Origin of the sequence: Pantoea sp. 1B4 (genome assembly GCF_016925765.1) — a bacterium.
In the GTDB taxonomy this organism is placed as follows: domain Bacteria; phylum Pseudomonadota; class Gammaproteobacteria; order Enterobacterales; family Enterobacteriaceae; genus Pantoea; species Pantoea agglomerans.
The window spans coordinates 3,843,966-3,863,629 of record NZ_JAEUWZ010000001.1 but is presented as its reverse complement, the minus strand read 5'-3'; the positions used below and the strand labels follow the sequence as shown (position 1 = coordinate 3,863,629).

Annotated in this window: 13 protein-coding genes, 3 pseudogenes and 1 riboswitch; of the genes and pseudogenes, 12 read left to right on the top strand and 4 right to left on the bottom strand. The window is 53.9% G+C overall.

What is annotated here, in order from left to right; translation table 11 throughout:
* Positions 1-13: 13 nt before the first annotated feature.
* The 9 genes and pseudogenes from secE to JNO11_RS24845 all read left to right on the top strand — a co-directional run bounded on the left by secE (position 14) and on the right by JNO11_RS24845 (position 12,233).
* Positions 14-397 (top strand): preprotein translocase subunit SecE, encoded by a 384-nt coding sequence (gene secE, locus JNO11_RS18530; RefSeq protein ID WP_008927141.1) that lies wholly within the window; start codon positions 14-16, stop codon positions 395-397.
* Between the two features lies 1 nt (position 398).
* Complete coding sequence (nusG, locus tag JNO11_RS18525) at positions 399-944, top strand: transcription termination/antitermination protein NusG (RefSeq protein WP_003848088.1); 546 nt, start codon at positions 399-401, stop codon at positions 942-944.
* A 147-nt stretch (positions 945-1,091) separates the two neighbouring features.
* Positions 1,092-1,520: a 50S ribosomal protein L11 gene (rplK, locus tag JNO11_RS18520; protein ID WP_006121495.1), complete on the top strand. Its 429-nt coding sequence runs from the start codon at positions 1,092-1,094 to the stop codon at positions 1,518-1,520.
* Between the two features lie 3 nt (positions 1,521-1,523).
* A complete protein-coding gene (gene rplA, locus JNO11_RS18515; RefSeq protein ID WP_010261038.1) occupies positions 1,524-2,228 on the top strand; it encodes a 50S ribosomal protein L1 in 705 nt (234 codons plus the stop codon).
* A 365-nt stretch (positions 2,229-2,593) separates the two neighbouring features.
* Positions 2,594-3,091, top strand: coding sequence for a 50S ribosomal protein L10 (gene rplJ / locus JNO11_RS18510; RefSeq protein ID WP_003848098.1), 498 nt, complete (start codon positions 2,594-2,596; stop codon positions 3,089-3,091).
* 65 nt (positions 3,092-3,156) lie between these two features.
* On the top strand, positions 3,157-3,519 hold the full coding sequence (rplL, locus tag JNO11_RS18505; protein WP_008927142.1) for a 50S ribosomal protein L7/L12: 363 nt from the start codon (positions 3,157-3,159) through the stop codon (positions 3,517-3,519).
* A gap of 331 nt (positions 3,520-3,850) precedes the next feature.
* Positions 3,851-7,879 (top strand): DNA-directed RNA polymerase subunit beta, encoded by a 4,029-nt coding sequence (gene rpoB, locus JNO11_RS18500; RefSeq protein WP_010261046.1) that lies wholly within the window; start codon positions 3,851-3,853, stop codon positions 7,877-7,879.
* A 213-nt stretch (positions 7,880-8,092) separates the two neighbouring features.
* Positions 8,093-9,881: pseudogene (rpoC, locus tag JNO11_RS24850) on the top strand (DNA-directed RNA polymerase subunit beta'); the annotation flags it as partial.
* The gene (locus tag JNO11_RS24845) at positions 9,882-12,233 is read left to right on the top strand and encodes a hypothetical protein (protein WP_346267499.1); all 2,352 of its coding nucleotides are present in this window, start codon (positions 9,882-9,884) and stop codon (positions 12,231-12,233) included.
* Positions 12,234-12,287: 54 nt separating this feature from the next.
* Here JNO11_RS24845 and JNO11_RS18490 read toward each other — a convergent pair whose 3' ends face one another.
* On the bottom strand, positions 12,288-12,470 hold the full coding sequence (locus JNO11_RS18490; RefSeq protein WP_010261051.1) for a DUF1127 domain-containing protein: 183 nt from the start codon (positions 12,468-12,470) through the stop codon (positions 12,288-12,290).
* Between the two features lie 174 nt (positions 12,471-12,644).
* On the opposite strand from JNO11_RS18490, the pseudogene JNO11_RS18485 reads away from it, so the two are divergent.
* A pseudogene (locus JNO11_RS18485) lies at positions 12,645-14,100 on the top strand (PLP-dependent aminotransferase family protein).
* Positions 14,101-14,294: 194 nt separating this feature from the next.
* On the opposite strand, the gene thiE reads toward JNO11_RS18485, so the two are convergent.
* From thiE to JNO11_RS18470, 3 genes and pseudogenes are all read right to left on the bottom strand, one after another.
* The gene (thiE, locus tag JNO11_RS18480; protein WP_325177575.1) at positions 14,295-14,921 is read right to left on the bottom strand and encodes a thiamine phosphate synthase; all 627 of its coding nucleotides are present in this window, start codon (positions 14,919-14,921) and stop codon (positions 14,295-14,297) included.
* A 2-nt stretch (positions 14,922-14,923) separates the two neighbouring features.
* A pseudogene (gene thiC / locus JNO11_RS18475) lies at positions 14,924-16,847 on the bottom strand (phosphomethylpyrimidine synthase ThiC).
* 88 nt (positions 16,848-16,935) lie between these two features.
* Positions 16,936-17,037, bottom strand: a riboswitch (TPP riboswitch).
* A gap of 152 nt (positions 17,038-17,189) precedes the next feature.
* Positions 17,190-17,696 (bottom strand): Rsd/AlgQ family anti-sigma factor, encoded by a 507-nt coding sequence (locus tag JNO11_RS18470; protein WP_010261059.1) that lies wholly within the window; start codon positions 17,694-17,696, stop codon positions 17,190-17,192.
* Positions 17,697-17,785: 89 nt separating this feature from the next.
* Between JNO11_RS18470 and nudC the strand changes: the two genes are divergently transcribed.
* Complete coding sequence (nudC, locus tag JNO11_RS18465) at positions 17,786-18,556, top strand: NAD(+) diphosphatase (RefSeq protein WP_109654306.1); 771 nt, start codon at positions 17,786-17,788, stop codon at positions 18,554-18,556.
* Between the two features lie 40 nt (positions 18,557-18,596).
* The gene (hemE, locus tag JNO11_RS18460; protein WP_325177574.1) at positions 18,597-19,664 is read left to right on the top strand and encodes a uroporphyrinogen decarboxylase; all 1,068 of its coding nucleotides are present in this window, start codon (positions 18,597-18,599) and stop codon (positions 19,662-19,664) included.

Sequence of the window (19,664 nt, the reverse complement as noted above, 5' to 3'; positions counted from 1 at the left end):
GGCAGGTTGGTTTATGAGTGCGAATACCGAAGCTCAAGGGAGCGGGCGTGGCCTGGAAGCGGTAAAGTGGGTAGTAGTCGTGTTACTGCTGCTTGCAGCGATTGTAGGTAACTACCTCTATCGTGATGTGTCACTGCCACTGCGTGCTTTAGCCGTAGTTGTACTGATTGCAGCGGCTGGCGGCATTGCGCTTTTAACGACCAAAGGCAAAGCGACCGTGGCTTTTGCTCGTGAAGCAAGAACAGAAATGCGTAAGGTTATCTGGCCAACCCGCCAGGAAACGCTGCACACCACGTTAATCGTTGCCGCGGTTACTGCCGTGATGTCACTGATTTTGTGGGGGCTGGATGGTATTCTGGTCCGTCTGGTATCGTTTATCACTGGCCTGAGGTTCTGAGATGTCTGAAGCTCCAAAGAAACGCTGGTACGTCGTACAGGCGTTTTCCGGTTTTGAAGGCCGCGTAGCACAATCGCTGCGCGAGCATATCAAATTGCACAACATGGAAGAGCTGTTTGGCGACGTCATGGTTCCGACTGAAGAAGTCGTTGAAATTCGTGGTGGCCAGCGTCGTAAGAGCGAGCGCAAGTTTTTCCCGGGATACGTACTGGTTCAGATGGTGATGAATGACGCCAGCTGGCACCTGGTACGCAGCGTCCCACGCGTGATGGGTTTCATCGGCGGTACATCTGACCGTCCGGCACCTATCAGCGATAAAGAAGTTGATGCGATCATGAACCGTCTGCAGCAGGTCGGCGACAAGCCTCGTCCGAAAACGCTGTTTGAGCCAGGTGAAATGGTTCGCGTTAATGACGGTCCTTTTGCTGACTTTAACGGTGTGGTTGAAGATGTGGATTACGAGAAGAGCCGCCTGACGGTATCCGTTTCCATCTTTGGACGTGCCACGCCGGTTGAGCTCGACTTCGGTCAGGTGGAGAAAGGTTAACCTCTTTCCGCTCACAAATTAGCTGTTGCAGCAGGCGCGAAATTTAACTACAATTTCGCGCCTTTTGTTTTTATGCGCTGGCAACAGCGTGTAAATCGTTATCACGGGGAGCCTTTACAGGCGCTATAACCCAATTGAGGAAATATCATGGCTAAGAAAGTCCAAGCCTACGTCAAGCTGCAGGTTGCAGCTGGTATGGCGAACCCAAGTCCACCGGTTGGTCCAGCTCTGGGTCAGCAGGGTGTTAACATCATGGAATTCTGTAAAGCGTTCAACGCTAAGACCGAATCTCTGGAAAAAGGTCTGCCGACTCCAGTTGTTATCACCGTATACAGCGACCGTTCTTTCACCTTCATTACCAAAACGCCTCCGGCTGCCGTACTGCTGAAAAAAGCAGCGGGCATCAAGTCTGGTTCTGGTAAGCCGAACAAAGATAAAGTCGGTAAAGTGACTCGTGCTCAGGTACGTGAAATCGCAGAAACCAAAGCTGCGGACATGACTGGTTCTGACGTTGAAGCGATGACTCGCTCAATCGAAGGTACTGCTCGTTCCATGGGCCTGGTAGTAGAGGACTAAGAAATGGCTAAGCTGACCAAGCGCATGACCGTAATTCGCGACAAAGTTGACGCGACCAAGCAGTATGATATTGCTGAAGCTGTTGCTCTGCTGAAAGAACTGGCTACTGCCAAGTTCGTTGAAAGCGTTGACGTTGCTGTCAACCTCGGCATTGATGCACGTAAATCTGATCAGAACGTTCGCGGCGCGACCGTTCTGCCACACGGTACTGGTCGTTCAGTACGTGTTGCTGTCTTCGCCCAGGGCGCCAACGCTGAAGCTGCTAAAGCAGCAGGCGCTGAGCTGGTAGGCATGGAAGACCTGGCTGATCAGATCAAGAAAGGCGAAATGAATTTTGACGTTGTTATTGCTTCTCCGGATGCAATGCGCGTTGTTGGCCAGCTGGGCCAGATTCTGGGTCCACGTGGCCTGATGCCAAACCCGAAAGTCGGTACTGTAACGCCTAACGTTGCTGAAGCGGTTAAGAACGCTAAAGCGGGTCAGGTTCGTTATCGTAACGACAAAAACGGCATCATCCACACTACCATCGGTAAAGTGGACTTTGACGCTGACAAACTGAAAGAAAACCTGGAATCTCTGCTGGTTGCGCTGAAAAAAGCAAAACCATCTCAGGCGAAAGGCGTGTACATCAAGAAAGTTAGCCTTTCAACCACCATGGGCGCCGGCGTTGCCGTTGACCAGGCTGGTCTGAACGCAACAGCAAACTAATTGCTGCTTGAAACGGGCGAAAAATTCACCTAGAATCTTACGCCCGTTGTTCTGTTATTAACGGAACAGGACACCAGAGAGCCAGAACTGATTGTTGCGTGTATCGCCTTTCCCTCTGACTCTGCTGCGTCGCACAGAATTTAGGTTGGAGCCAGGCCTTATCCTGGCCTCCGTCCAAGACCGCAGGAGCTGCTTATCTCCGGATATTCCGCTTAATACCCTGCGTAGACGGTGACAGAACCAAAAGAATTTTTTCTTAGCTGGATTCTGCTCACCGTGTTCGAGCGCTTATTTCCCCTTGGGGTGAGTAAGTGAAGTGAGTTCCGGGGAAATCCTTTCCCGGTCAAATCCAGGAGCAAAAGCTAATGGCATTAAATCTTCAAGACAAACAAGCGATTGTTGCTGAAGTCAGCGAAGTAGCCAAAGGTGCGCTTTCAGCGGTTGTTGCGGATTCCCGTGGCGTTACCGTTGATAAAATGACCGAACTGCGTAAAGCAGGCCGTGAAGCTGGCGTTTACATGCGTGTTGTTCGTAACACCCTGCTGCGCCGCGTCGTTGAAGGAACTCAGTTTGAGTGCCTGAAAGACACGTTTGTTGGTCCGACCCTGATTGCATATTCTATGGAACACCCGGGCGCTGCTGCTCGTCTGTTCAAAGATTTCGCGAAAGCGAATGCAAAATTTGAGGTCAAAGCTGCAGCCTTTGAAGGTGAGCTGATCACGGCGGCCAATATTGACCGTCTGGCAACGCTGCCGACCTACGAAGAAGCACTGGCACGTCTGATGTCGACCATGAAAGAAGCCGCTGCCGGCAAACTGGTCCGCACTCTGGCTGCTGTACGCGATGCAAAAGAAGCGGCTTAAGGCCATCTTCTTTTCTTCGTACTTGCTTACGTATAAACTTTTTCTGATTCTTAGGAACAATTGTCATGTCTATTACTAAAGACCAAATTCTGGAAGCTGTTGCAGCGATGTCCGTAATGGAAGTAGTTGAGCTGGTTTCTGCTATGGAAGAAAAATTCGGCGTTTCTGCTGCTGCTGCTGTAGCTGTTGCTGCGGGCCCGGCTGAAGCTGTTGAAGAAAAAACTGAATTCGACGTAGTCCTGAAAGCTGTTGGCCCGAACAAGGTTGCAGTAATCAAAGCCGTACGTACTGCAACTGGTCTGGGCCTGAAAGAAGCCAAAGATCTGGTTGAAGCAACTGGCGTAATCAAAGAAGCGATCAGCAAAGATGACGCAGCTGCACTTGAAGCTGCTCTGAAAGAAGCTGGCGCTGAAGTTGAAGTTAAGTAAGACAGCCTTCGGGTTGCAGTCTGAGTAGTTTCAGGCTGATGGCTGGTGACTTTTTGGTCACCAGCCTTTTTTGCGCTACAGGGTCTCAATGGGGTTTCACACTGTTTGTCCATTGTTACTCTTCAATATCTTTCTCTATCGACGACTTAATATACCGCTCTACCTGTGCGGGTTCCCTGCCCTCGCAACAGCGATGAAATGATTTAAGCGTGATAGAAAGAGGTATTGCACTGCTGCTGCGCAGCCAGTGAATCAAACAAAATCGTGTTGCATGAACTGTCCTGTCAGGACGGACAGCGTGGGTCGACTTGTCAGCTAGCTGAGGAACCCTATGGTTTACTCCTATACCGAGAAAAAACGTATTCGTAAGGATTTTGGTAAACGTCCGCAAGTACTGGACATACCTTATCTCCTTTCCATCCAGCTCGACTCGTTCCAGAAGTTTATCGAGCAAGATCCAGAAGGTCAGTACGGACTGGAAGCTGCATTCCGCTCTGTATTCCCTATTGCGAGCTACAGCGGCAACTCTGAGTTGCAGTATGTCAGCTATCGCCTGGGTGAACCTGTCTTTGACGTGAAAGAGTGTCAGATCCGTGGCGTGACCTATTCGGCACCGCTGCGCGTGAAACTGCGTCTGGTGGTCTATGAGCGCGAAGCGCCAGAAGGCACCGTAAAAGACATTAAAGAACAAGAAGTCTACATGGGCGAAATTCCGCTCATGACCGACAATGGTACCTTTGTTATCAATGGTACCGAGCGCGTTATCGTTTCTCAGCTGCACCGTAGTCCTGGCGTGTTCTTTGATAGCGATAAGGGTAAAACCCACTCATCGGGTAAAGTGCTCTACAACGCACGTATCATCCCTTACCGCGGTTCATGGCTCGACTTTGAGTTTGACCCGAAAGATAACCTGTTTGTCCGTATTGACCGTCGTCGTAAGCTGCCGGCCACTATCATCCTGCGTGCGTTGCAGTTCACTACACCTCAGATCCTCGATATCTTCTTCGAGAAAGTGGTGTTTGAAATTCGCGACAACAAGCTGCAGATGGAGCTGGTGCCTGAGCGCCTGCGCGGTGAAACTGCGACCTTCGATATCGAAGCGAACGGCACCGTCTACGTCGAAAAAGCACGCCGTATTACTGCGCGCCATATCCGTCAGCTGGAAAAAGATGGCATTCAGCACATCGAAGTTCCGGTTGAATATATCGCGGGCAAAGTGGTCGCTAAAGACTACATCGATGAGAGCACCGGTGAGCTGATCATTGCAGCGAACATGGAACTGTCACTGGATCTGCTGGCCAAACTGAGCCAGTCCGGTCACAAGCGCATCGAAACGCTGTTCACCAACGATCTGGACCACGGTCCATATATGTCCGAGACCCTGCGTGTCGACCCAACCAGCGATCGTCTGAGCGCACTGGTTGAGATCTACCGCATGATGCGTCCTGGTGAGCCGCCAACACGCGAAGCAGCAGAGAACCTGTTTGAGAACCTGTTCTTCTCTGAAGATCGTTACGATCTTTCTGCTGTGGGTCGTATGAAGTTCAACCGTTCATTGCTGCGTGATGAAATCGAAGGTTCAGGCATCCTGAGCAAAGATGACATCATCGAAGTGATGAAGAAGCTGATCGACATCCGTAACGGTAAAGGCGAAGTGGACGATATCGACCACCTCGGTAACCGTCGTATTCGTTCAGTCGGTGAAATGGCTGAGAACCAGTTCCGTGTCGGTCTGGTACGTGTTGAGCGTGCGGTGAAAGAGCGTCTGTCACTGGGCGACCTTGATACCCTGATGCCACAGGACATGATCAACGCGAAGCCAATTTCGGCCGCGGTGAAAGAGTTCTTTGGTTCCAGCCAGCTTTCTCAGTTTATGGATCAGAACAACCCGCTGTCAGAGATTACGCACAAACGTCGTATCTCTGCTCTCGGCCCGGGTGGTTTGACGCGTGAGCGTGCCGGCTTCGAAGTGCGTGACGTACACCCAACGCACTACGGTCGTGTCTGCCCAATCGAAACCCCTGAAGGCCCGAACATCGGTCTGATCAACTCCTTGTCTGTGTATGCACAGACCAACGAGTACGGTTTCCTTGAGACGCCTTACCGCCGTGTTATCGACGGTCTGGTTTCTGACGAGATTCACTACCTGTCTGCTATCGAAGAGGGTAACTACGTTATCGCTCAGGCGAACGCCCCTCTTGATGATAACGGCGCGTTTGTTGATGACCTGGTCACCTGCCGTAGCAAAGGCGAATCAAGCCTGTTCAGCCGCGATCAGGTTGACTACATGGACGTTTCGACTCAACAGATCGTTTCTGTCGGTGCGTCACTGATCCCATTCCTGGAACACGATGATGCTAACCGCGCCCTGATGGGTGCGAACATGCAACGTCAGGCCGTTCCGACTCTGCGTGCTGATAAGCCGCTGGTTGGTACGGGTATGGAACGTGCTGTTGCCGTTGACTCCGGTGTAACTGCCGTTGCCAAACGTGGCGGTACCGTACAGTACGTCGACGCATCACGTATCGTTATCAAAGTTAACGAAGACGAAATGCATGCTGGCGAAGCCGGTATCGACATCTATAACCTGACCAAATATACCCGTTCTAACCAGAACACCTGCATCAACCAGATGCCATGTGTTTCTCTGGGTGAGCCGGTTGAGCGCGGCGACGTGCTGGCAGATGGCCCGTCCACCGATCTGGGTGAACTGGCACTGGGCCAGAACATGCGCGTAGCGTTCATGCCGTGGAACGGTTACAACTTCGAAGACTCCATCCTGGTCTCCGAGCGTGTGGTTCAGGAAGATCGCTTTACGACTATCCACATTCAGGAACTGGCTTGCGTGTCGCGTGACACCAAACTGGGGCCGGAAGAGATTACCGCTGATATCCCGAACGTGGGTGAAGCTGCACTCTCTAAACTGGATGAGTCAGGCATCGTCTACATCGGTGCTGAAGTAACCGGTGGCGACATTCTGGTTGGTAAGGTTACGCCAAAAGGTGAAACCCAGCTGACGCCAGAAGAGAAACTGCTGCGCGCTATCTTCGGTGAAAAAGCCTCTGACGTGAAAGATTCGTCACTGCGCGTACCGAATGGCGTGTCAGGCACCGTGATCGACGTTCAGGTCTTTACCCGCGATGGCGTGGAAAAAGACAAACGTGCGCTGGAAATTGAAGAGATGCAGCTGAAGCAGGCCAAGAAAGACCTGTCTGAAGAACTGCAGATTCTGGAAGCGGGCCTGTTCAGCCGTATCCAGAACGTATTGATTTCTGGTGGCGTTGAAGCAGACAAACTGGACAAGCTGCCGCGCGAGCGCTGGCTGGAACTGGGTCTGACTGACGAAGCCAAGCAAAACCAGCTGGAGCAGCTGGCAGAGCAGTACGACGAGCTGAAGCACGAGTTTGAGAAAAAACTCGAAGGTAAGCGTCGTAAAATCACCCAGGGCGATGATCTGGCACCAGGCGTGCTGAAAATCGTTAAGGTTTATCTGGCTGTTAAGCGTCAGATTCAGCCGGGTGACAAAATGGCAGGCCGTCACGGTAACAAAGGTGTTATCTCTAAGATCAACCCGATCGAAGATATGCCTTACGATGAAAACGGCACGCCGGTTGACATCGTTCTGAACCCGCTGGGCGTACCATCGCGTATGAACATCGGTCAGATTCTGGAAACCCACCTGGGTATGGCAGCGAAAGGCATCGGCGAGAAGATCAACGCCATGCTCAAAAAGCAGGAAGACGTCGCGAAACTGCGCGAATTCATCCAGCGCGCCTATGACCTGGGTAGCGATCTGCGTCAGAAAGTTGACCTGAACACCTTCTCCGACGACGAAGTATTGCGTCTGGCTGAGAACCTGAAGAAAGGTATGCCAATCGCCACTCCGGTGTTTGATGGCGCGAAAGAGAGCGAAATCAAAGAGCTGCTGCAGCTCGGCGGCTTGCCTTCTTCCGGTCAGATTACCCTGTTTGACGGCCGTACCGGTGAGCAGTTCGAACGTCAGGTAACCGTTGGCTACATGTACATGCTGAAACTCAACCACCTGGTTGATGACAAGATGCATGCGCGTTCAACCGGTTCCTACAGCCTGGTTACTCAGCAGCCGCTGGGTGGTAAGGCACAGTTCGGTGGTCAGCGCTTTGGTGAGATGGAAGTATGGGCACTGGAAGCATATGGTGCCGCGTATACCCTGCAGGAAATGCTTACCGTTAAGTCTGATGACGTCAACGGCCGTACCAAGATGTATAAAAACATCGTTGACGGTAACCATCAGATGGAACCGGGCATGCCGGAATCCTTCAACGTACTGTTGAAAGAGATTCGCTCGCTGGGTATCAACATCGAGCTGGAAGACGAGTAACCCCTTTTCAGGCTGCGGTTCGCCGCCGCCTGAAAGCGCAGGGTTTAAAGCGCTCGCAATTGTACTGGTTACGGGGCGTTCAATTTCGGTTGGACGCCCTCTGAGTCTCACTCCGACGGGAGCTAATCCGTGAAAGACTTACTTAAGTTTCTGAAAGCGCAAACTAAGACCGAAGAGTTTGATGCGATCAAAATTGCGCTGGCTTCGCCAGACATGATCCGTTCCTGGTCTTTTGGTGAAGTGAAAAAGCCAGAAACCATTAACTACCGTACTTTTAAGCCAGAGCGCGATGGTCTGTTCTGTGCCCGTATCTTCGGGCCGGTAAAAGACTATGAGTGCCTGTGCGGCAAATACAAGCGCCTGAAACACCGTGGTGTGATTTGTGAGAAGTGTGGCGTTGAAGTGACCCAGACTAAAGTACGCCGTGAGCGTATGGGCCACATCGAACTGGCGTCGCCGACTGCGCACATCTGGTTCCTGAAGTCACTGCCATCGCGTATCGGCTTACTGCTGGATATGCCACTGCGTGACATCGAGCGCGTGCTCTATTTTGAATCTTACGTAGTAATCGAAGGTGGCATGACCAACCTCGAGAAGCGTCAGATTCTGACTGAAGAGCAGTACCTTGACGCTCTGGAAGAGTTCGGTGACGAGTTCGACGCCAAAATGGGCGCCGAAGCGATCCAGGCCCTGTTGAAAAACATGGATCTGGAGCAGGAGTGCGAGCAGCTGCGTGAAGAGCTGAACGAAACTAACTCCGAAACCAAACGTAAAAAGCTGACCAAGCGCATCAAGCTGCTGGAAGCGTTCGTTCAGTCTGGCAACAAGCCAGAGTGGATGATCCTGACCGTGCTGCCTGTTCTGCCACCGGATCTGCGTCCGCTGGTACCGCTGGATGGTGGCCGTTTCGCAACGTCGGATCTGAACGATCTCTATCGTCGCGTGATCAACCGTAACAACCGCCTGAAACGCCTGCTGGATCTGGCTGCGCCAGATATCATCGTGCGCAACGAAAAGCGTATGTTGCAGGAAGCGGTCGATGCACTGCTGGACAACGGTCGTCGCGGTCGTGCGATCACCGGTTCCAACAAGCGTCCGCTGAAATCGCTGGCTGACATGATCAAAGGTAAGCAGGGTCGTTTCCGTCAGAACCTGCTGGGTAAACGTGTCGACTATTCTGGTCGTTCGGTTATCACCGTAGGTCCATACCTGCGCCTGCATCAGTGCGGTCTGCCGAAGAAAATGGCACTCGAACTGTTCAAACCGTTCATTTACGGCAAGCTGGAACTGCGTGGCCTGGCCACCACCATCAAAGCCGCGAAGAAAATGGTTGAGCGCGAAGAAGCGGTTGTCTGGGATATCCTCGACGAAGTGATCCGTGAGCACCCGGTTCTGCTGAACCGTGCGCCTACGCTGCACCGTCTGGGTATTCAGGCCTTTGAACCGGTTCTGATCGAAGGTAAAGCGATCCAGCTGCACCCGCTGGTTTGTGCGGCATACAACGCCGACTTCGATGGTGACCAGATGGCTGTTCACGTACCGCTGACGCTGGAAGCCCAGCTGGAAGCGCGTGCGCTGATGATGTCGACCAACAACATCCTGTCACCTGCGAACGGCGAGCCAATCATCGTTCCTTCTCAGGACGTTGTACTGGGTCTGTACTACATGACCCGTGACTGTGTTAACGCCAAAGGCGAAGGCATGGTGCTGACTGGCCCGAAAGAAGCTGAGCGTATTTATCGCGCTGGCCTCGCATCGCTGCATGCTCGCGTTAAGGTGCGTATCACCGAACACGAGAAAAATGAGCAGGATGAGTGGGTTGCTAAAACCAGCATCATCGACACCACTGTTGGCCGTGCCATCCTGTGGATGATCGTGCCAAAAGGTCTGCCTTTCTCCATCGTTAACCAGGCGCTGGGCAAAAAAAGCTATCTCCAAAATGCTGAACACCTGTTACCGCATTCTGGGCCTGAAGCCGACTGTTATCTTTGCTGACCAGACCATGTACACCGGTTTCGCTTACGCAGCCCGTTCAGGCGCGTCTGTCGGCATCGACGACATGGTTATTCCAGAGAAGAAAGTGGAAATCATCTCTGAAGCGGAAGCTGAAGTGGCTGAGATCCAGGAGCAGTTCCAGTCTGGTCTGGTAACCGCAGGCGAACGTTACAACAAAGTCATCGATATCTGGGCAGCAGCCAACGAACGTGTTGCCAAGGCGATGATGGAAAACCTCTCAACCGAGACCGTTATTAACCGTGACGGCGTAGAAGAGCGACAGGTTTCCTTTAACAGCATCTTTATGATGGCTGACTCCGGTGCGCGTGGTTCTGCTGCACAGATTCGTCAGCTGGCCGGTATGCGTGGTCTGATGGCGAAGCCAGATGGCTCCATCATCGAAACACCAATCACGGCGAACTTCCGTGAAGGGTTGAACGTACTCCAGTACTTCATCTCAACCCACGGTGCTCGTAAAGGTCTGGCGGATACCGCACTGAAAACGGCGAACTCCGGTTATCTGACGCGTCGTCTGGTTGACGTTGCACAGGATCTGGTTGTTACCGAAGATGACTGTGGTACACACGAAGGCATCATGATGACACCTGTCATCGAAGGTGGCGACGTTAAAGAGCCACTGCGTGAACGTGTTCTGGGTCGTGTGACCGCTGAAGACGTTCTGAAGCCGGGTACTGCTGACATTCTGGTTCCACGCAACACGCTGCTCGATGAGCACTGGTGTGACGTGCTGGAACTGAACTCAGTCGACAGCCTGAAAGTCCGCTCAGTAGTAGGTTGTGAAACCGACTTTGGTGTGTGTGCGCATTGCTATGGTCGCGACCTGGCACGTGGTCACATCATCAACAAAGGTGAAGCGATCGGTGTTATCGCGGCACAGTCCATCGGTGAGCCAGGTACACAGCTGACGATGCGTACGTTCCACATCGGTGGTGCGGCATCACGTGCGGCTGCTGAATCCAGCATTCAGGTGAAGAACAAAGGTACCATCAAGCTGACCAACGCTAAGTCGGTAACGAACTCGGCAGGCAAGCTGGTGATCACCTCGCGTAACGTTGAACTGAAAATGATCGACGAATTTGGTCGTACCAAAGAGAGCTATAAAGTTCCTTATGGTTCTACCATGGCGAAAGGTGATGGTGAGCAGGTTGCAGCGGGCGAAACCGTCGCAAACTGGGATCCGCATACCATGCCAGTCATCACCGAAGTGGGCGGTTTCATTCGCTTCACGGACATGGTTGATGGCCAGACCATTACCCGTCAGACAGATGACTTAACCGGTCTTTCTTCGCTGGTGGTTCTGGACAGTGCTGAACGTACTGCGGGCGGTAAAGATCTGCGTCCTGCGCTGAAAATTGTTGATGCCAACGGCAACGACGTTCTGATCCCGGGCACCGACATGCCGGCTCAGTACTTCCTGCCTGGTAAAGCGATTGTTCAGCTGGAAGATGGCGTGAAGATCAGTGCTGGTGACACGCTGGCGCGTGTTCCGCAGGAATCTGGCGGTACCAAGGATATTACCGGTGGTCTGCCACGCGTTGCTGACCTGTTCGAAGCGCGTCGTCCGAAAGAGCCAGCTATTCTGGCGGAGATCAGCGGCATCATCTCCTTCGGTAAAGAGACCAAAGGTAAGCGTCGTCTGGTCATCACTCCGCTGGATGGCAGTGAGCCGTACGAAGAGATGATTCCGAAATGGCGTCAGCTGAACGTGTTCGAAGGTGAACGTGTTGAGCGCGGTGACGTGGTTTCCGATGGCCCAGAGTCTCCACATGACATCCTGCGCTTGCGTGGCGTGCATGCGGTGACCCGTTACATCACTAACGAAGTGCAGGAAGTTTACCGTCTGCAAGGCGTTAAGATTAACGATAAGCACATCGAAGTCATCGTTCGTCAGATGCTGCGTAAAGCAACCATCGTGAGCGCAGGAAGTGCAGACTTCCTGGAAGGTGAGCAGGCTGAATTCTCTCGCATCAAGATCTCTAACCGTGATCTGGAAGCGAACGGAAAAGTTGGCGCAACCTTCATGCGTGACCTGCTGGGTATTACCAAAGCGTCACTGGCTACCGAATCGTTCATCTCTGCAGCATCGTTCCAGGAAACCACGCGTGTCCTGACCGAAGCAGCAGTAGCAGGTAAGCGCGATGAACTGCGCGGCCTGAAAGAGAACGTAATCGTGGGTCGTCTGATCCCGGCCGGTACCGGTTATGCGTACCATCAGGATCGTATGCGCCGCAAAGCGGCAGGTGAAGTTCCGGTTGCACCGCAGGTTACTGCGGATGAAGCCTCAGCCAGCCTGGCTGAACTGTTGAACGCCGGTCTCGGCGGCAACAAAGACGATTAATCGTCCTTTACCTGATAAAAACCCTGCCTCGGCAGGGTTTTTTTTGTCTCTGATTCAGACATTCCAGTCGTTGCGGCCAAGGCCAATGTCTTTCAGCTGACTGTCACTCAGCTTCGACAGGATGACGCGTGTCTCACGCCGCAGCTGCCAGCGTTTATAACTGCGCCACAAGTAACGAACCAGCTGGTAAGGCGTGCCTGTAAACGGTTTAGCTGCGCGATTCTCGTCGTATCCCATGATAGTGCCCTCAGTGAATTGTCTGAGGACTATTCTCAGCGGATCGCTCTGTATGATACAGACGCAAAAATCACCTTTCTTTAACATACAGATTGCAGTAATGGCGATCTGAATGGTAGAAAAGAGGCATAACTGTACCGGTTAATGCTCAGCTCCTGAGTCAGAGGAAATACAATGACGCGATATGAACATCTGGCCACGCTGCTGGCTCAGCGTATCGAACAAGGTTTATATCGCAGCGGTGAGCGCCTGCCCTCGGTACGCAGTCTGAGTGCCGAACATGGCGTCAGTATCAGCACCGTGCAGCAGGCTTATCATCTGCTGGAAGAGAAGCAGATGATTACGCCGCAGTCGCGCTCTGGCTATTTTGTGGCCTCGCGTAAGGCGACGCCCCCCGATGCCTGCGCTGACCCGTCCCGCACAGCGGCCGGTTGAGGTAACGCAGTGGGATGCGGTGCTGGAGCTGATCAACAGCCGTCTGGAAGATGATGTGTTGCAGCTGGGAAGCGGCATGCCCGATCTGACCCAACCGACGCTTAAGCCGCTGTGGAAAGCCTTCAGCCGACAGGCTCAGAAGCAGGACATCGCGCTGCTCAATTATGACAACCTCTATGGTGTTCTCGCACTGCGGCAACAGGTTGCACGACTGGCGATAGATAGCGGTTGCCAGCTCACCGCCGATGATATCGTTATTACCACCGGCTGCCATGAAGCGTTATCGGTAGCCGTGCGTGCGGTCTGCGAGCCGGGCGATATCATTGCTGTTGAGTCGCCTTCGTTTCACGGGATCATGCAAACCCTGCGCGGATTTGGCATTCGTGCCATTGAGATCCCGACTGATGCGGTAACCGGCATCAGCCTGGAAGCGCTGGAACTGGCGTTTGATCAATGGCCGATTAAAGCAGTCGTTGTTGTACCGAACTGTAATAATCCGCTGGGATTTATCATGCCTGAGCCGCGTAAGCGGGCATTGCTTGCCCTGGCGCAGCGGTTTGACGCGGCGGTCATTGAAGATGATGTTTATGGTGAGTTAGCCTGGGAATATCCGCGCCCAGCGACCATTAAAGCGCTGGATCTCGATGGCCGGGTTCTGCTGTGCAGCTCCTTTTCCAAAACGCTGGCGCCAGGTTTGCGTGTCGGCTGGGTTGCACCCGGCCGCTATCGCGACCGTGTACTGCACATGAAATATATCGTCACAGGTTCCACCGCCACACAGCCTCAGCATGCGGTCTCCGAGTTTATCCGCCAGGGCCATTATCAGCCCCATCTGCGCCGGATGCGGCAAATCTATCATCGTAACTATGAAACCTTTAGCTGCTGGGTGCGCCACTACTTTCCCTGCGGCATCTGCGTTTCCCGTCCTCAGGGCGGTTTTCTGATGTGGATAGAGCTCCCCGAAGCGTTTGATGCGGTCCGGCTCAACCGCGAATTGCGCGAGTCAAAAATTCAGATAGCCGTAGGCTCACTCTTTTCGGCCTCGGGTAAATACCGTAACTGTCTGCGCTTAAACTACGGGCTGCCGATCAACGAGCAGACTGAAAAGGCGCTGGCGCTGGTGGGTGCAGCCGTCGAACGCGCCATGCTCTCGTGCCAGCATGAAACGCAGATTTCAGCTTCAACTCTCGCATAGCAAAAAGAAGAAGCAGGGCCGGCAAGAGGAGGGAACCGGCCCTGGTCAGATAACCTTAACCTGACGGAGGCCACGTTAAGGTTTTGGATCAGAGCACGCCAGCGGCAACTTACGCTTTTGCGCACCGCTTTCCCGGCAGAAACGCTGGCGTTACTGGTTTTGCAGCCGCTATGCGGGACAGCTTCCACAAATCCTTATTGGTGAAGCTCTGCCAGCGCCAGCAAAGTACGTGTTGCTTCACGCCAGTCATCTGCCTGGGTAATCGCACTCACCACCGCAATACTCCCTACGCCGGTTGCCAGCACGTCAGGTGCCCGAGCAATCGAAATACCGCCAATTGCCACGGTGGGGATATGCGTCAGGCGCGTCAGATGCCGCTTCAGCTGCTCAATGCCCTGCGGCGCAGAAGGCATCTCTTTGGTCTGCGTCGGGAAAATATGTCCAAGCGCGATGTAAGAGGGCTGGATTGCCAGTGCGCGGTCCAGTTCAGCATCGTCATGGGTGGAGAGCCCCAGACGCAATCCTGCCTGATGAATCCGGGCAAGATCGGCGACATCGAGATCCTCCTGACCCAGATGCACGCCATAAGCCTGATGCTTTATCGCCAGCTGCCAATAGTCATTGATAAACAGGCGCGCGTCATAGCGTTTACCCAGTGCAATCGCCTGAGCGATGGCGGGTTCGGCGATCTCATCGGGCTGATCTTTGATGCGCAGCTGCAGCGTACGAACGCCCATCTGCAGCAGGCGCTCAATCCAGTCGGGGCTATCAACCACCGGATAAAGCCCCAGGCGCGGGGCGGTAGCGGGAAATGCGGGCATTGTTACTCCTCCTTAATGGCATCGGCGGGATGATAAAGCTCACCGCCGCGCCGACGAAAACGGTCTGACATCTGCGCCATGCCCACTTCAACGGGCTCGGCGCGCGTATCCTGACGTGCTGCGAACTCGCGCACCTCCTGTGAAATTTTCATCGAGCAGAACTTAGGGCCACACATCGAGCAGAAATGGGCCACTTTGCCCGACTCCTGCGGCAGGGTTTCATCATGCATAGCCCGCGCCGTATGGGGATCCAGCGCCAGATTAAACTGATCTTCCCAGCGGAACTCAAAGCGCGCTTTGGACATGGCGTTATCACGGATCTGCGCACCCGGATGGCCTTTCGCCAGATCGGCGGCATGCGCTGCTATTTTGTAGGTGATCAATCCCTGCTTCACATCCTCTTTGTTCGGCAGACCCAGATGCTCTTTGGGCGTGACGTAACACAACATGGCGCAACCAAACCAGCCAATCATGGCAGCACCGATACCGGAGGTGAAATGGTCATAGCCGGGCGCGATGTCGGTGGTCAGCGGGCCAAGGGTGTAGAAGGGGGCTTCATCGCACAGGTCGAGCTGTTCGGTCATGTTGCGGCGGATCATATGCATCGGGACGTGCCCCGGGCCTTCAATCATGACCTGAACGTCATATTCCCAGGCAATACGGGTCAGTTCGCCCAGGGTACGCAGTTCGGCAAACTGCGCCTCATCGTTGGCATCCTGAATGGAACCCGGACGAAGGCCATCGCCCAGCGACAGGGAGACATCATAGGCGGCGCAGATTTCACAAATCTCCCGGAAGTGCTGATACAGGAAGCTCTCCTGATGATGCGACAGGCACCATTTCGCCATGATAGATCCACCCCGCGATACAATTCCGGTCAGACGTTTCGCCGTCATCGGGACATAACGCAGCAGCACGCCAGCGTGGATAGTGAAGTAATCGACACCCTGTTCCGCCTGCTCAAGCAGCGTATCGCGGAATATTTCCCAGTTCAGCGCCTCGGCCACGCCATTCACTTTTTCCAGCGCCTGATAAATCGGCACTGTACCGATTGGCACCGGGCTGTTTCGCAAAATCCATTCGCGCGTTTCATGAATATAACGACCGGTAGAGAGATCCATCACCGTATCGGCACCCCAGCGAGTCGACCAGACCAGTTTTTCCACCTCTTCCTCAATAGAAGAGGTCACCGCCGAGTTACCGATGTTGGCATTGACCTTAACCAGAAAGTTGCGGCCAATGATCATCGGCTCTGATTCAGGGTGATTGATATTGGCAGGGATGATGGCACGTCCGGCAGCGACCTCCTGACGCACAAACTCGGGCGTGATACTGGCTGGCAGATGCGCGCCAAAACTGTGGCCAGGATGCTGTTGCAGCAATACCTCACTGCGGATTCGCTCACGGCCCATGTTTTCCCGCAGTGCGATAAATTCCATCTCCGGGGTGATGATCCCCCTGGCGGGCATAGTGCAATTGCGTGACGCAGCAGCCTGCGCGGGCACGGCGCGGTGTCGGCAGTTGATCGAAACGCAGATGATCCAGCCCCTCGTCAGCCAGCCGCTGCTGGGTATAGCCTGAGCTGTTCTGTTCGAGAAGTTCGCTGTCGTCGCGTTCAGCAATCCAGCGGGCGCGCAGCTTTTCCAGGCCGCGATGAACATCGATCTGTGCCGCGGGATCGCCATAGGCACCCGCCGTGTCATAGACCGGTACCGCTTCGTTCTGCTCATAGAGAGGCTGTTCTTTGCTGCCGCCGATGTGGGTCGGGCTTAGCACGATTTCACGCATGGGAACGCGAATATCCTCGCGGCTGCCGGTAATCCAGATGCGGCGGGACTGGGGAAATGCACTGCCGCTTTGCAGGGAATCAATAAATTCCTGCGCCTGGGCACGCTGTTCACGACGGGTTGTTTTTTGGTCAGACATAGCAATCTTCCTGTTAGGGGGGGAACGATGCTTGTCCGGAGTTCGGAAGGAGTAACCGTATAGACAGCATAAGCATGCTGGTATACAGAGAATATTTACTCTTGTTCCCTTCGCAGGTTCTAACCTGATCAGGTTCCGCGGATCCCGAATTAACGGTCTCAGCCCAACTTGGGCACTCCGACAAGAAGCTGTTTTTACGCGGGTGTCTGATAACAGAGCCAGGCGTAAAAACCTTATATTTCAAAGCAAAAATAAAAAAGGTTCTTTGGAGCGCTCTCCTCAGAACCTGTTCAGCATAAAAGGGCTACGGGATAATCTCAACCCCTTTGCCGGAGATGATGATTAGGCCGGACGCGCGATATGGCTGTCATTCGCTACCGGCGGGGGGACAAGCTGGTTATCCCATGCCAGCTGGATAAGCTTATCTTCCAGCGTAAAGCGTGCTTCCAGCACTTCACCCACTTCTGAAAGTGCCTGCTGGAAGGTCATGCAGTTTTCGTCGTCGATCGCCTGCTGCAGGTGACCGTCATACAGCTGCATCAGACGCTCAGTATTGGCTTCCAGCGGTGGATAGATCTGTGCGGCGGCAATCATCGGGCTGTCGCCACTCATTTCACTGATCACGCGTTCATAGATACTGAAGTGACCCGCAGAAAGATAATCGACCAGACCGTGACAGAAGTTGTCCAGAGCCTGCTCATCAAGACGCGTCAGCGCCTCTTTGTTTGGTTTAAGTCCGACCAGGTGATAATAGGTCACCAGTAGCTGACGACGGGCTTCAAGCCACGAATCGACCAGTTCATTACTGCCACCTACGCGTTCAGCCAGGACGTCTAACTGGTTAAGCATATCTAACTCCATGTGAGTTATAGTTGTTTATCTACACACTTAACATCAGGGCTTCAGCGTGCGAGTTGACGCTAAGGATGACGAAATAAATGCAATGCGAAATCTCAAGCGTAGACGCTGGATGGTGGATTGTCAGCCATGAACAGAAACTTTGGTTGCCACAAGGTGATTTACCCCACGGAAACGCCGAAAAATTTGGTTTGACCGGCAGTAAAGCCCGGACCATCGGTGAGTGGCAGGGCGAAAAAGTCTGGCTGATTTGTGAGTCGCGTTCTGCCGATATGTTCTCAGTACGACAGCTGATCGATCAGGATGTGGCGCTGTTTCAGCTGGTGGGTCGCGGTGTGCAACTGGCGGAATTCTACCGTTCTCATCGCTGGTGCGGCTATTGCGGCCATGAAATGCACCAAAGCAAACATGAATTTGCCTGTCTCTGCAGCCATTGTCGCGAGCGTTACTATCCGCAGATCGCACCCTGCATCATTGTGGCTATCCGTCGCGGTGATGAAATCCTGCTGGCGAATCATGCCCGCCATCGCAACAAGGTCTACACGGTGCTGGCGGGTTTTGTGGAGGTGGGCGAGACGCTGGAGCAGGCCGTTGCCCGCGAAGTGATGGAAGAGAGCAATATCCGCGTCAAAAACGTCCGTTACGTTACCTCCCAGCCGTGGCCCTTCCCGCAATCGCTGATGACAGCCTTTATGGCGGAGTATGACAGCGGCGATCTGCAGCACGACGGTAAAGAGCTGCTGGATGCGGCCTGGTTCCGTTTTGATGAGCTGCCGTTGCTGCCACCGCCAGGCACTGTGGCGCGCCGCCTGATTGAAGATACCGTCGCCCTGTGCCGCGCCGAAGTGTGAAAGTGCTACACTACACGCCTGTTATTGAGAGAGTGTTGAGATGAGTGAACTGAAGAACGATCGTTATTTGCGTGCCCTGTTACGTCAGCCGGTTGATGTCACGCCGGTCTGGATGATGCGACAAGCCGGGCGCTATTTGCCGGAGTACAAAGCGACACGCGCCCAGGCGGGTGACTTTATGTCGCTGTGTAAAAACGCCGAGCTGGCCTGTGAAGTTACCCTGCAGCCGCTGCGCCGTTATCCGCTGGATGCCGCCATCCTCTTCAGTGACATCCTGACCATTCCGGATGCGATGGGACTGGGTCTCTACTTTGAAACCGGCGAAGGCCCGCGTTTCTCAAACCCTGTGACCTGTCGCGCTGACGTTGAGCGTTTGCCAGTACCCGATCCGGAAATGGAGCTGGGCTATGTGATGAATGCTGTCCGTACCATCCGTAAGAGCCTGAACGGCGATCTGCCGCTGATTGGCTTTTCCGGCAGTCCGTGGACGCTGGCCACCTATATGGTGGAAGGCGGGAGCAGCAAGGCGTTTACCAAAATTAAGAAGATGATGTATGCCGATCCCGCTACGCTCCACGCGATGCTGGATAAGCTGGCCGACAGCGTCATCCTCTATCTCAATGCTCAGATCCGCGCCGGTGCGCAGTCCGTTATGGTCTTTGATACCTGGGGTGGCGTGCTGACCGGTCGTGATTACCGCGAATTCTCACTCCATTACATGCACAAAATTGTCGATGGCCTGCTGCGTGAAAACGACGGTCGCCGCGTGCCGGTGACGCTCTTCACCAAAGGCGGCGGACAGTGGCTGGAAGCGATGGCCGCCACCGGTTGTGACGCGCTGGGTCTTGACTGGACCACCGATATTGATGACGCACGCCGTCGCGTGGGCGACAAAGTCGCACTGCAGGGCAACATGGATCCTTCTATGCTCTATGCGGCACCTGAGCGCATCGAACAGGAAGTGGCTGGGATCCTGGAGCGCTTTGGCTCGGGCACCGGGCATGTCTTTAATCTGGGGCATGGTATTCATCTGGATGTGCCACCGGAAAATGCGGGCGTCTTTGTTGAGGCGGTACACCGTTTATCACGTCCCTGGCATCAGGAGTAA

Bases quoted from the DNA above. Each gene is read 5' to 3' on its own strand.
- rplJ (WP_003848098.1), top strand. From the start codon at position 2,594: ATGGCATTAAATCTTCAAGACAAACAAGCGATTGTTGCTGAAGTCAGC.
- hemE (WP_325177574.1), top strand. From the start codon at position 18,597: ATGAGTGAACTGAAGAACGATCGTTATTTGCGTGCCCTGTTACGTCAG.
- JNO11_RS18470 (WP_010261059.1), bottom strand. From the start codon at position 17,696: ATGCTTAACCAGTTAGACGTCCTGGCTGAACGCGTAGGTGGCAGTAAT.
- rplA (WP_010261038.1), top strand. From the start codon at position 1,524: ATGGCTAAGCTGACCAAGCGCATGACCGTAATTCGCGACAAAGTTGAC.
- rplL (WP_008927142.1), top strand. From the start codon at position 3,157: ATGTCTATTACTAAAGACCAAATTCTGGAAGCTGTTGCAGCGATGTCC.
- nudC (WP_109654306.1), top strand. From the start codon at position 17,786: ATGCAATGCGAAATCTCAAGCGTAGACGCTGGATGGTGGATTGTCAGC.
- rpoB (WP_010261046.1), top strand. From the start codon at position 3,851: ATGGTTTACTCCTATACCGAGAAAAAACGTATTCGTAAGGATTTTGGT.
- JNO11_RS18490 (WP_010261051.1), bottom strand. From the start codon at position 12,470: ATGGGATACGACGAGAATCGCGCAGCTAAACCGTTTACAGGCACGCCT.
- secE (WP_008927141.1), top strand. From the start codon at position 14: ATGAGTGCGAATACCGAAGCTCAAGGGAGCGGGCGTGGCCTGGAAGCG.
- JNO11_RS24845 (WP_346267499.1), top strand. From the start codon at position 9,882: ATGTACACCGGTTTCGCTTACGCAGCCCGTTCAGGCGCGTCTGTCGGC.
- thiE (WP_325177575.1), bottom strand. From the start codon at position 14,921: ATGCCCGCATTTCCCGCTACCGCCCCGCGCCTGGGGCTTTATCCGGTG.
- nusG (WP_003848088.1), top strand. From the start codon at position 399: ATGTCTGAAGCTCCAAAGAAACGCTGGTACGTCGTACAGGCGTTTTCC.
- rplK (WP_006121495.1), top strand. From the start codon at position 1,092: ATGGCTAAGAAAGTCCAAGCCTACGTCAAGCTGCAGGTTGCAGCTGGT.